The 12,152-nt window shown below is 40.0% G+C and carries 12 protein-coding genes; 4 read left to right on the forward strand and 8 right to left on the reverse strand.

Features of this window, described 5'->3' with window-relative positions; all coding sequences use genetic code 11:
• Window positions 1-124 precede the first annotated feature (124 nt).
• Window positions 125-1,255: a CNNM domain-containing protein gene (locus DS737_RS07415; RefSeq protein WP_113997211.1), complete on the forward strand. Its 1,131-nt coding sequence runs from the start codon at window positions 125-127 to the stop codon at window positions 1,253-1,255.
• 94 nt (window positions 1,256-1,349) lie between these two features.
• Here DS737_RS07415 and DS737_RS07420 read toward each other — a convergent pair whose 3' ends face one another.
• Window positions 1,350-2,054 carry a Crp/Fnr family transcriptional regulator gene (locus DS737_RS07420; protein WP_113997975.1) on the reverse strand — a complete coding sequence of 235 codons (705 nt, stop codon included), beginning with the start codon at window positions 2,052-2,054 and terminating at the stop codon, window positions 1,350-1,352.
• Window positions 2,055-2,161: 107 nt separating this feature from the next.
• Between DS737_RS07420 and DS737_RS07425 the strand changes: the two genes are divergently transcribed.
• Window positions 2,162-2,695 carry an Mpo1 family 2-hydroxy fatty acid dioxygenase gene (locus DS737_RS07425; RefSeq protein WP_113997212.1) on the forward strand — a complete coding sequence of 178 codons (534 nt, stop codon included), beginning with the start codon at window positions 2,162-2,164 and terminating at the stop codon, window positions 2,693-2,695.
• Window positions 2,696-2,764: 69 nt separating this feature from the next.
• Here DS737_RS07425 and ychF read toward each other — a convergent pair whose 3' ends face one another.
• From ychF to DS737_RS07460, 7 genes are all read right to left on the reverse strand, one after another.
• Complete coding sequence (ychF, locus tag DS737_RS07430; RefSeq protein ID WP_004639352.1) at window positions 2,765-3,856, reverse strand: redox-regulated ATPase YchF; 1,092 nt, start codon at window positions 3,854-3,856, stop codon at window positions 2,765-2,767.
• Window positions 3,857-3,955: 99 nt separating this feature from the next.
• On the reverse strand, window positions 3,956-4,615 hold the full coding sequence (locus tag DS737_RS07435) for a methionine ABC transporter permease (protein ID WP_004639351.1): 660 nt from the start codon (window positions 4,613-4,615) through the stop codon (window positions 3,956-3,958).
• Window positions 4,596-5,666 (reverse strand): methionine ABC transporter ATP-binding protein, encoded by a 1,071-nt coding sequence (locus DS737_RS07440; protein WP_113997213.1) that lies wholly within the window; start codon window positions 5,664-5,666, stop codon window positions 4,596-4,598. The genes DS737_RS07435 and DS737_RS07440 overlap by 20 nt, the downstream gene beginning before the upstream one ends.
• 11 nt (window positions 5,667-5,677) lie before the next feature.
• Complete coding sequence (locus DS737_RS07445; protein ID WP_008941280.1) at window positions 5,678-6,508, reverse strand: MetQ/NlpA family ABC transporter substrate-binding protein; 831 nt, start codon at window positions 6,506-6,508, stop codon at window positions 5,678-5,680.
• A gap of 24 nt (window positions 6,509-6,532) precedes the next feature.
• Window positions 6,533-7,945 (reverse strand): LLM class flavin-dependent oxidoreductase, encoded by a 1,413-nt coding sequence (locus DS737_RS07450; RefSeq protein WP_113997214.1) that lies wholly within the window; start codon window positions 7,943-7,945, stop codon window positions 6,533-6,535.
• Complete coding sequence (locus DS737_RS07455; RefSeq protein WP_113997215.1) at window positions 7,945-9,168, reverse strand: SfnB family sulfur acquisition oxidoreductase; 1,224 nt, start codon at window positions 9,166-9,168, stop codon at window positions 7,945-7,947. The genes DS737_RS07450 and DS737_RS07455 overlap by 1 nt, the downstream gene beginning before the upstream one ends.
• 13 nt (window positions 9,169-9,181) lie before the next feature.
• A complete protein-coding gene (locus tag DS737_RS07460) occupies window positions 9,182-10,393 on the reverse strand; it encodes an SfnB family sulfur acquisition oxidoreductase (RefSeq protein WP_113997216.1) in 1,212 nt (403 codons plus the stop codon).
• Window positions 10,394-10,751: 358 nt separating this feature from the next.
• Here DS737_RS07460 and DS737_RS07465 point away from each other — a divergent pair, with 358 nt between their 5' ends.
• Together DS737_RS07465 and DS737_RS07470 are read left to right on the forward strand one after the other, a co-directional pair.
• Window positions 10,752-11,522 (forward strand): glutathione S-transferase family protein, encoded by a 771-nt coding sequence (locus DS737_RS07465; RefSeq protein WP_113997217.1) that lies wholly within the window; start codon window positions 10,752-10,754, stop codon window positions 11,520-11,522.
• Between the two features lie 235 nt (window positions 11,523-11,757).
• Window positions 11,758-12,141 (forward strand): hypothetical protein, encoded by a 384-nt coding sequence (locus tag DS737_RS07470; RefSeq protein ID WP_004639344.1) that lies wholly within the window; start codon window positions 11,758-11,760, stop codon window positions 12,139-12,141.
• Window positions 12,142-12,152: the final 11 nt, after the last annotated feature.

Genomic DNA, 12,152 nt, shown 5'->3' on the forward strand with positions numbered 1-12,152 from the left:
GGTTATAAATTGTAAAGAAATAGTTCTGAAATTTTGTTGAAATGATTGACTCATAGCCATGGAGAACGTAGGATAAATTTCCTAAATTGTATAAGGAACCTGTGGTTAAAAGCCAAGTTCTCATATGGATACTCCCAGTTTAATTTCAGAAACTTTTGGACAATTTTCTTTTGCTTCAGCCCTTAGTGGTGACGCATTACTCTTATTGCTATATGTTGTTTTAGCATTATTTTTTTCTTTTTTATGTTCGATTGCTGAAGCAACATTACTCAGTATTACGCCAAGTTATATTGCGGGCTTAAAGGAAACCAATCCTAAAAAAGCTGAACAGTTAAGACGTTTAAAAGAAGATAATATAGATCAATCCTTGGCTGCGATTCTAACCGTAAATACCATAGCTCATACTGTCGGTGCGATAGGTGCTGGTGCTAAGGCGATCTCAGTATTTGGTCAAGTGTGGTTCGGTGTTTTCTCCGCAGTCATGACCTTATTGATTCTGTTCCTTTCAGAAATCATTCCTAAAACACTTGGTGCTGTATATTGGCGCCAATTGGCTTCCTTTACAGGTATTTATGTCAATTTCCTTATTAAAACTATGTACCCATTAATTGTTGTTTCAGAAAAGTTAACCAAACTCATTTCTGGCGATAAAAAAGCGCAACAATTCAGTCGTGATGAGTTCGTAGCGATGGCGGGTATTGGTAAAGAAGAAGGGATGTTGAATGATCGAGAGTCTAAAATCATTAGAAACCTCTTTTTATTCAAATCATTTGATGCCAGTACGGTAATGACACCGAGAATTGTTGTTTCAGCCTTACAAAAAGATCTAACGGTGGATGAAGCACTTGCGATACCAACTGTCTCAAATTTTTCACGCTTACCAATCTATGAAGATGATCTAGATAGCGTAGTGGGTTTTGTGTTACGTGAAGATTTGTTAGTGGCAAAGAACAAAGAACAGGGCGAACATTCTATTAATGAATTTCGTCGTGAATTGATCACAGTCATGGCAAAGACCCCTTTATCTAGATTAATGGAAATCTTATTGGAACAACGACAGCATATTGCTTTGGTCGTTGGCGAATATGGAGATACCAAAGGTGTGGTGACCTTAGAGGATGTTGTTGAAACGCTTTTAGGGATTGAAATTCTTGATGAAGGTGACAAAGTCGAGGATATGCAAAAATTGGCAAGACAGCTTTGGGAAAAGCGTGTTGGAAAGATGGGGATTCATTTAGAGTCGCCATTTAAATAGATTTTTTAAATCTGTGTCGATCGCTTGTTGGCATTGAACTGTGAATCTATAACCTGTGTAATCGTTTTTAAACAATACTTACATTACACAGGTTTTAATCAATTAAAGTACCTTTTGTAGATAATAATTTTAATTTGTTTAAATCAATCACCTGTATTTTTTTGAAGCCCAATTGAATCACGCCTTGTTTTTCGAAGTGGTTAAGTTCTTGATTCACCGTTTGTCTCGACACTGTGAGCATATTGGCTAGTTGATCTTGTGATATTTGAATATTTAGATCTTGAATCGATGAGCGGTTACCGTAACCTTCTAATATAAATAACAAGCGTTGAGCAAGACGCTGGCTGATTGTTTGAGTTTGAATTGCAATTTGCTCTAAAAAAACATAACGAAGTTTTTGGCTGGTTAGTAAGGCGAAGTAGTACCAATAATACGGATTTTTTAATAAGAACTCTTTTAGAGGCTCTCCGGGAATTTGCAGAACAACGCTTTTTTTAAGTGCTATCGCATCATGTGATCGTGGTTGGTTATCGATTAAAGAGATTTCACCAAACCACATGATTGGCTCAGCAATTGCAGCAATTGCCTCATTACCATTTACATCGATGTAACCCAAGCTAATTGAACCTTCAAGCACACCATATACGCCATCAAATTGATCTTGGGCATGGAATACAGCGGCATTTTTTTCAATGACGAGTTTTTTACCGTACTCAATAACAAATTGCTGAAAAGGTTCTGTAAGCTGACTAAACCAAGCATTTTGCTGCAAATGGTGAATATAAATTGGATCTAACACGATGTTTCCTTTCTCAAAATTTAGTTCCATTTGTCAGCTACATGACAACTTTGTCTTTTGTTTTCTTATAGATTAATAACATATAGAAGTAATCGGAGAAATGAGAAATGACAAATTTGGAACGTCTACTAAGTCAATACGCGGCTTATCACTTAGATCGAAATAATATTTTGACCCATTTTATAGGGATTCCTTTAATTGTTTTTTCAATTTTATGCTTAACTGCTCGCGCTTACGTGGAAATTTCTAGCGTTTCAGTGACTTTGGCATCGATACTGATCCTATTAAGTACGATTTACTATATTTCACTGGATAAGCTATTTGGGATTTTAATGCTGATTATATTTATTGCAGTATATCCACTTGCAGTCAAAATAGCAGCATTACCGATGTGGAGTTGGTTAGGAGCAAGTATTGGTATTTTCGTAGTGGGTTGGGTATTTCAATTCATTGGGCATTATTTTGAGAAGAAAAAACCTGCATTTGTTGATGATTTGATTGGTTTAGCCATCGGACCATTGTTTGTTTTAGCTGAATTTATTTTTATGCTGGGTTTCCGCAAACCATTACATCAGCGTATTTTAAAAGAAGCCCAAATGAAGCGTGCGGCAATGGATATGAAAACGCAAACTATCTCTTAATGTTGTGTTGAATGAATAAAAAAACCGCCAATCAGGTCAAATTGGCGGTTTGGAAATCAAAACTTTGATTTATACGTTGAAGCGGAAGTGAAGGACATCACCGTCTTGAACGACATAAGTTTTACCTTCTAGACGCCATTTTCCTGCTTCTTTCGCGCCGTTTTCACCGTTGTATTGAATAAAGTCATCGTAAGAAATACATTCAGCACGAATAAAACCTTTTTCAAAATCAGTGTGGATCACACCAGCAGCTTGTGGTGCAGTCGCACCCACTTTAACTGTCCAAGCACGAACTTCTTGTACGCCAGCAGTGAAATAGGTTTGTAAGCCAAGTAAGCTATAGCCCGCACGAATCACCACGTTTAGACCTGGCTCTTCCATACCCATTGCTTCTAAGAATTCAGCACGGTCTTCATCTTCAAGTAATGAAATTTCAGCTTCGATCTGATTGCAAAGTGGTACAACAATCGCATTTTCTTCAGCAGCAAGTTTTTTTACTGCGTCAAGATGAGGGTTATTTTCAAAACCATCTTCTGCAACGTTTGCAATATACATAGTTGGTTTAAGTGTCATTAAACCAAAACCACGAACAGCTTTACGTTCATCATCAGAAAGGTCAGCGGCGCGAGCTGGTTTACCTTCGTCAAGTAAAGGTTGGATTTTTTCTAAAGCTGCTTTGGTTGCGATTGCTTCTTTATCGCCACCTTTTGCTGCTTTAGTTAAACGTAGTAATGCTTTTGCAACAGTATCAAGGTCAGCAAGTGCAAGTTCAGTATTGATGGTTGCGATGTCATCTAATGGGTCAATTTTACCATTTACGTGAATCACGTTTTCATCTTCAAAACAACGTACTACGTGTGCGATTGCATCAGTTTCACGAATGTTTGCAAGGAATTGGTTACCCAAACCTTCACCTTTTGAAGCACCAGCAACCAAACCTGCGATATCAACGAATTCCATGGTAGTAGGAATAACACGTTGTGGTTTAACAATTGCTGTAAGTTTGTCTAAACGTGGATCTGGAACAGGGACAATGCCTGTGTTTGGTTCAATGGTACAGAACGGAAAGTTTTCAGCAGCAATCGCTGCCTTTGTTAATGCATTAAATAATGTAGATTTACCTACGTTTGGCAGACCAACAATACCGCAATTAAAACCCATGAAACCACTCACAAATGTGTTATTTAAAAATTGCTGCTGATTTTACATGAAAGCCATGACAAAGTCAGGTCATGGCGAGTGCGGTTTTTTATTTCGAGCTTAAACTTTGCGTTTATCGAGTTGTTTAGCAATATTATCGCCTGTCGTTTGTACTAACATGACCAAAACAATCAGCACTAAAATCACCGCCAGCATGACTTGCATATCAAAACGTTGATAGCCGTAACGATAGGCAATATCGCCCAAACCGCCTGCACCTATCGCACCTGCAATGGCAGAAGAGCTGATCATGGTGACGATGGTCACGGTAAAGCCTGCAACAATCCCCGGCAAAGCTTCAGGAAGCAATACATGCCAAAGAATCTGCTTGCGGTTACAGCCCATTGCTTGTGCTGCTTCAATCAACCCTTGATCGACTTCACGTAGGCTGACCTCCGCAATACGGGCGAAGAACGGAATAGCGGCGATGGTCAACGGTACAATCGCAGCCAAGACGCCGTAACTGGTGCCGACGATCCAGCGGGTAAATGGAATCAAAGCCACCATTAAAATCAGAAAGGGTACAGAACGGGTAATATTAATCACCCAGCCTAAAGACTGATTGATTTTCTTGGAAGGATAAATCCCAAAATCAGCAGTACTCACTAAAATTAAGGCAATTGGCAGACCAATCAAAAAGGCGAGAATCGCAGAAACACCGACCATAATTAAAGTATCGGTAGTGCCTGTGAGTAACAGATCAATGAGTTGATTGTACATAACCGATCACCTCAAGTTGTGTTATTGCAGGATGTTTTGCAAATTGGGCGCTGTTCAGATTAAAGTCGAGATTGCGAATCCCGATGATCAATGAGCCGATGGTACGCTGCTGAATGCTATCTACCTGACTGTGATAGACCTGAATGGGGCTATTAAAGCCATCCAATAGTTCATATAAATCAGGCACCGATTTCGATTCACTGACATATTTCAATTTTAAAATCTGATGCGTACTCTCAGGCAAAATGGTTTGGCTCAACTCAAAGGGTAAATTCACCTGTTCAAAGTTGAGTAATTCCTGTGTGATTTGTTGTTGTGGATTGGAAAATACTGACCAGACTTGCCCAGCTTCAACGATTTTACCCTGATCAATCACAATCACTTGATCGCAAATTTCTTGGATGACCTGCATTTCATGGGTGATCAAGACAATGGTTAAACCAAGGTCACGGTTGATCTGTTTTAATAAGGACAGAATATTGGCGGTACTTTCAGGATCCAGTGCGGAAGTGGCTTCATCACAGAGCAGGATTTCAGGCTGAGAAACCAAGGCCCGCGCGATACCAACCCGTTGTTTCTGTCCACCAGACAGTTGAGCTGGGTAATCATTTCTCTTTGCTTCTAATCCCACCAACGCCAGTACCTCACTGACCTGTTGTTCAATCTCAGCTTTGTCATAACCCGCAATACGTAGCGGTAAAGCCACGTTTTCCCATACTGTTTTGGCAGACATCAAATTAAAATGCTGAAAAATCATGCCAATTTTCTGCCGAGTTTTGATCAACTCGGCATGGCTGAGTTCAGCAATATTTTGTTGATGAATCAGGATGCTGCCAGTATCAATTGACTCCAGTCCATTGAGGGTGCGGAGTAGGGAGGATTTACCCGCACCGCTTTTTCCAATAATCCCAACAATCTGTGCTTTGGGAATATCGAGATGAATGTCTTTTAAGGCATGTAAGCGTTGGCCCTGTACCTCATAAAACTTATTTAAACCGCGTATTTTCAGATGTGGGGCTGAAAAATCGACCTGTGAACCAAAACTCACCATCATCGTTCTCCTTATTTCCAACCAGGGAACCATAGCGTTGGACCAAAATCGCTATCCAAGGCCGCTTTCACTTTTGCTGAGTTTTGATAAATCTCGACAAACTTCTGTAGTTTGTTGTCTTTGTCCTGATAATCATCACGCACCACAAATAAAATCGCATAACGTTTATTGGTATTGTCATCAAACAATAAGGCACTTTCAGGATCAGCCGTTTTGGCTAAACGTAAGTAATGTGGATAGCCAAAAGCGAGATCAACATCATCAATAGCACGTGCAGTTTGAGGGCCTTCAACTTCGGTAAATTTCAGGTTCTTCGGATTTGCGGTAATGTCTTTGAGTGCAGAAAGGTGATTATTACTGTCTTTAAGTTCAATCAGCTTGGCTTGTTGTAAAAGCAGGAGTGCACGACCTTGATTGACAGGATCATTCGGAATCGCAACAGTTGCACCATTTGGCAGTTCATCAAAACTTTTATATTTTTTTGAATACAGTCCAACATGCGAAGCTGCACCCGCAGCAAATGACTTTAATTTAAAGCCAGTTTCTTTAATGGCATTATCTAAAAAGGGCTGATGCTGGAAAAAGTTCGCATCAATATCACCATGATTTAAGGTAATGTTAGGCGTATTCCAGTCGGAAAACTCAACCAATTTGACATTTAAACCTTGCTGTTTGGCTTCATCCGCTGCAATTTGCAGTGGGTGAGCAAAAGAAGGGCTAATTCCAATCACCAGTTCACTACTTTGGTTCTGTCTTTGTTTATTCCAAATCAATAAGGTAATAATCGCAACAACAACGACCAAGCCAATACCGAGCCATTTTTTAGAGGCTGTTTGAGCCATATATTTCTCCAATTCTTTATTTAGTTAAGCACTTAGGTTTTCAATTATTTTCAATTCGTTGCTATTTTTATATTTGCTACATCGGAACTGATCAGCAGGATGGCTGGCAGCTAAATGGTCCCCTTGGGCAAAAAGCTTATTGCGTAATGAACCTGTGGCATATTCAGTTTTATAACGTCCACGTTGCTGTAACTCAGGGATCACCAGTCGAATGAAATCATGGTGTGATTCAGGTGCAACCGTACGAGTTAGGTTAAAACCATCAATGCCAGTTTGATCGAGTAGTTCAATGAGATATTCAGCAACTTCAGCACCACTGCCAACAATAAGCGGATAACGTCCACCCAAAACATGCTGTGCTTTCAGATCATTTTTGCTGATGCGCTGTTCTTTAAACTTCTCATTAACGGAAGCAATGCTATTGCTCTTTTGATAGGGAATCGCTTCATCATCCTCAAACTTAGCAAGGTCGATGCCGACGGAACTGGCATAATGCGCTAATCCTGCTTCAGGGCTGGCATATTGACGATATTCAGCCAGTTTTTGCTGGGCAAGTTCATGTGTTTCAGCCACAACCACGGTAATGCCGACAAAGATTTTAATCGCATCTTGATCTCGACCTTGCTGTGTTGTTTGTAGACGTATTTTATTGACTTGTTGACGAATCTTTTCGGGTTGATCACCACCAATAAAAATACATTCGGCATGACGCGTGGCAAACTGTAGTCCTTTCGGTGAAGCACCTGCTTGGAAGAGTGTTGGGGTACGTTGAATCGAAGGCGCAACTTGAAACACACCTTGGCTTTGGTAATATTGACCTTGATGATTGATCAAGTGGACTTTATTGGGGTCAGTAAAAACACGCTGTTGCTTATCTTTCTTTAAGGCGTCATTTTCCCAGGAACCTTCCCAATATTGATAGCAAAGCTGTAAGAACTCCTCGGCCTGATCATAACGTGCATCATGATCTTTTAAGCCTTTTTGTCCAATCAGGCGTTCGGCACTGTCCAAATAGCCAGTGACAATATTCCAGCCCAAACGACCTTGGGTTAAATGATCAAGACTGGCAAAACGCCGTGCAAACTGGTAGGGCTGTTCGTAGCTGAGATTGACTGTGACACCAAAACTCAAATTTTGCGTGACCAAAGCCATGGCTGAAATCAGGGTAGAGGGATCATGACTTGGTAACTGAATCGATTCTTTCAGGGTGAGATTGATGCCATTCTGATAGACATCATATACACCCGTAATATCGGCGAGGAATAGACCATCAAACAGACCCTGTTCCAAGGTCTGTGCCAATTCAGTCCAATAATTCAGCTCATTAAAGCGATGTGATTGATCACGCGGATGCGTCCATAAACCATGATTGATATGACCAACACTATTCATATCAAAGGCATTTAACAAGATTTTTTTAGCAGTCGTTTGGCTCATTATAAAGTCCCCCGACGTGGAGGCAGTACGCCATTCAACACATAATTACCGATAAAGTAATATTTCCAGCGTGCAGCATCATGCAAGGTGTGTACACGCGCATTACGCCAATGACGATCAAGACCATCAGCACGTTGACTACCACGACTGCCAGCTAATTCAATCAATTTAGATGATGCCTTTAATGCCGTTTCAGTACTATGCGCACGAACTTTGGCGACATCAATTGAGGCTTTGGCTAAGCTTTCTGGATTGAGATCCTGTTTGGCAGTATCTACAGATTGGGCTGCTTGTTTCAGTAAAAGTTCGCTGGCTTTGACATCGGTTGCCACACGACCAAGCTCAGACAGGGTTAAGGGGTCTTGAGTAGCGGAATCAATATTTGCGTCAATCCAAGGGCGGGCGACACGCACACGCTCCAGTGTTTCTTCAAAAGCAGCACGAGCAATCCCGACTTCAATCGCTGCATGCATGATTTGCGCAAATGGCCCCACCAAAGATAGCTGCTTAAAGGCAGTATCAAAAGGAATCACATCCTCTTTGGCAACAAAGACCTGATTAAATTTGACTGTACCGCTGCCCGTAGTCCGTTGCCCAAAGCCAGACCAGTCATCAATCAGTTCTAAACCTTGGCTATCTCTTTGTACAAAGGCTAAAAACTCATTGCCCGTTTCATCAAGCACTAGGGTTGGAATACGATGGGCGAATAGGCTACCAGTGCAATAGAATTTTTCCCCTTGGATCAGATAACCGTTTTCGCTTGGGATTAGGGTGCTTTGTTTATGAGCTGAGGTACGGGTTTTAAATTCCGCCAGCGCATTACCAAACCGTGCACCTTGTAACACTTCCTGATAGAGACGCTGCTTTTGTGATTCGGTACCGGTATTACGTAATACTTCCAGTGCATAAAAATGGTTTTGTGGAATCTGACCGATTGAACCATCTGCACCACTAAACAGCGCAATCACTTTGGCAACAGTTAAACTGGAAACTTCTGCGCCACCATACTGCTTAGGTACAGTAATCGCCCATAAACCTGACTGACTATAGGCTTCGATTTCAGTAAACGGCAAGTTTCGATTGGCATCACGTTCAACCGCCGCTTGTTTAAACTGTTGACTGAGTTGCGTGGCAATTTCTAGGGCTTCGGCATCGCTTTGGATAATATGGGCTGCTTTAAAATTGGTTTTGGCAAAACCTTGTAATTCTTGATAAGAGGTCATGATGATTTGCTCCTTAAATCCAGGCATGGCGGGCAGGGTGTGTACCATTGAGGTAATAATCACCGATGGCATGGAATTTCCAACGCACAGGATCATGTAAGGTATGTACGCGAGCATTGCGCCAATGTTGATCAAGATTATGTTGGCTCAGGCTGGCACGACTGCCACCAAGTTCGAGTAATTTTTCGGAGATATGCAGGGCTGCATCATTGGCATAGATCTTTGCTTCCGCCACTAAAATAGAGGCGTGAGCAGCTTGATCAGCAGAAATCTCAGTAAGTTGATCAAGTTCATCCAGATATTCTGCTGCCTCATCCAACAATAAAATGGCTGCATCGAGCAGGATATTGAGTTTGCCGACTTCTTGTAGGGTGTAATGTTCTTCACTGGCCTTTTCTACACCTGCATCAATAATTGGACGTGCTTTACGAATGCTAGACAAGGTGTCATCAAAGGCAGCCTCAGCAATGCCAACATCAATCGCAACCTGCAACAGTTGAGAATAAGCACCACGCACATTTGGGGTGTCGGCAATAATGCGCTCGTCAAAAAATAGGGCTGGATTAGCGACGACGTTGTGTAGCTTTACCGTTCCACTGGCTGTAGTACGTTGACCAAAGCCATTCCAATCATTAATCACTTCAACGCCCGAAGCATGTCGATCAACGATCGCCAATACGGTATAGCCATCTGGATGTAATGCGCGAATCGCTAACCAATCTGCAAAACTGGTTCCTGTAGAGTAAAATTTTTCCCCGTTTAAAAGAAATTGACCATTTTCCAATGTTAAAGTGGTTTGAATGGCTTTGGTATCTTTGGAGTTTTTTTCAGGTCCACCATTGGCAATACGTTTACCTGCAAGTATTTGAGCGTAGATAAACTGCTTTTGAGTCTCTGAACCGGTGATATTTATAAAATTGAGTAGTCCGAATTGGTTTTGTGGAATTTGACCTACATTGGCATCGGCTTTACTCAAAATACGAAACACATGGGCCAAAATCTTGTTGGAGACAAAAGCACCACCATATTGTTTTGGAATACGAATACCGCCTAAACCCTTTTGACTAAACTGATTGATTTGTTCCGTTGGCAAAATACGATTTTGGTCTCGTTTATTTCGTTCTTCTAATGCAAAGTCAGCAACTTGATAGGCAGCATTAATGGTCTGCTGATCATTTAAAATCAGTTGTACTGGAGTTTGGATCACTGATGGATTACTGGACATGTAAACACCTCTAATAGATAAGAGGGACTTTACATAAAAATTACTTTTCAACTAAATTAGAAGTTTTGACTTAGATATCATAATAATTATTAAGCATTTTTTTTGAGAAAAAGCACATAAAAAGTAATATGGAATTTAATGGTAAAACAAATATTTAACTCTTTAAGACGTTTTCTTAATTCTTAAGGTCTATACTATTATGAAGTAAATGAATATTTTCACCTTAAAAACATATAAATATTTTTAGCCAAAATTTAAAAAAGATAGAGCAAAAACGACATTGTAATCATTCACTTTTACTTCTAAAGTATCAAAAAGCTTATGTTTGAGCGAATAGAAAAATAAATTTGGAGTGTTTATGCGGGTTTTATACCAATTTCCTTTATCTCATTATTGTGAAAAAGCTCGCTGGTTGCTAGATCATAAAGAATTGGATTATGTGGCACATAATTTAATTCCGGGTTTTCATCGTGCGTTTACCTATTTAAAGTCTGGGCAAAACTATTTGCCGATGTTGAAGGACGATAAGCAGTGGATTGCAGATTCAACGCAAATCGCTCTGTACCTTGATAGTACATATCCTGAGCATGCCTTACTACGGCGTGATGAACAATTACGTGAACAAGCTATTGAAATAGATGCGCTTGCAAATGAATTGGGTATTCATGTACGTCGATGGTCATTGGCACAAGCACTTTCCACTAGCGACCATCCACTTGAAATTATGATGGGAGAGCAAGGTTATTTGCGTCAATTTGAGAAATTTTCAAAACCAATTCTTAAGAGTTTGGTGGCTTCAAATTATCAATTAAATCCAGAAAAAGTCGCCCATTCCAAAGTATGTATGACAGAGTTAATTACGGACTTAAATCAACGTTTGATTGACAATCAAGGTCGTTATCTAGTGGGTGATCGTTTAGGATTAGCTGATATATCTGTTTGTTCCATGCTTGCACCGTTGTTGGTGATTAAGGGGACACCTTGGGAGTTGGAAAATGATGGTGTTGATCAATTTGGTGGAGAGTTAAAAGAATATTATGACTATTTGTTAGATCTTCCGATTGGACAATATGTACAACGCATTTACTCAACTGAACGTAATGCCCGTGTGGATTGGCGCGGTCTTTAACTTATTTTACAATTCAAATCTAATGATTAGGCTGGATATTAAATGTTCGGTTTAATTCATTAGATTAATGATCAGAGGATGTACATATCTAATCAGGTCGAAATTTATCAAATTAATAAAAGAAGTAAGACAATCGGCTAATCAATAAAACACAATTGTATATATAATAATTCATACCGTACGAGTCGGTTTTAAGCTGTGATCCAGCTAAAAACATAAAAATAGAGGGAATACCATGAAAACATTGCAATTTATAGCAGATTGCCCTAAACATGGGTTAATTGATCATCCGCCTAATGAATGCTATATCACGCAAGAATATGTGGCTGCATTGTTATATAAACAATTAGAACAATACGGTTTTGATGCCCAACATATGCGCCATGAACATGAAAAAATTGAAGTGCGTATCGATAATCATCAGTTACCTCTTTCAATTCTGTGTTCACAGCAAGATTCTGAAGGTCATATTTTGTGTGAGATCACAGCAAATCCTCAGCAAGAACAAGCTTGGTTTGAAAAGATCGAAACACAAAGCATTATCCGTCAATTGGCCCAAGCTGTTGAAAATAGTTTAAAAGCTGAACATAGTTTTTCTAAATTTGTATGGAAAAGCTAAGTTAGTTTTCA

This window comes from Acinetobacter haemolyticus (assembly GCF_003323815.1).
GTDB lineage: Bacteria > Pseudomonadota > Gammaproteobacteria > Pseudomonadales > Moraxellaceae > Acinetobacter > Acinetobacter haemolyticus.

Coding starts and splice junctions, on each gene's coding strand:
- DS737_RS07460 (WP_113997216.1), bottom strand. CDS start 10,393: ATGTCCAGTAATCCATCAGTGATCCAAACTCCAGTACAACTGATTTTA.
- DS737_RS07445 (WP_008941280.1), bottom strand. CDS start 6,508: ATGGCTCAAACAGCCTCTAAAAAATGGCTCGGTATTGGCTTGGTCGTT.
- DS737_RS07415 (WP_113997211.1), top strand. CDS start 125: ATGGATACTCCCAGTTTAATTTCAGAAACTTTTGGACAATTTTCTTTT.
- ychF (WP_004639352.1), bottom strand. CDS start 3,856: ATGGGTTTTAATTGCGGTATTGTTGGTCTGCCAAACGTAGGTAAATCT.
- DS737_RS07470 (WP_004639344.1), top strand. CDS start 11,758: ATGAAAACATTGCAATTTATAGCAGATTGCCCTAAACATGGGTTAATT.
- DS737_RS07465 (WP_113997217.1), top strand. CDS start 10,752: ATGCGGGTTTTATACCAATTTCCTTTATCTCATTATTGTGAAAAAGCT.
- DS737_RS07455 (WP_113997215.1), bottom strand. CDS start 9,168: ATGACCTCTTATCAAGAATTACAAGGTTTTGCCAAAACCAATTTTAAA.
- DS737_RS07440 (WP_113997213.1), bottom strand. CDS start 5,666: ATGGTGAGTTTTGGTTCACAGGTCGATTTTTCAGCCCCACATCTGAAA.
- DS737_RS07425 (WP_113997212.1), top strand. CDS start 2,162: ATGACAAATTTGGAACGTCTACTAAGTCAATACGCGGCTTATCACTTA.
- DS737_RS07435 (WP_004639351.1), bottom strand. CDS start 4,615: ATGTACAATCAACTCATTGATCTGTTACTCACAGGCACTACCGATACT.
- DS737_RS07450 (WP_113997214.1), bottom strand. CDS start 7,945: ATGAGCCAAACGACTGCTAAAAAAATCTTGTTAAATGCCTTTGATATG.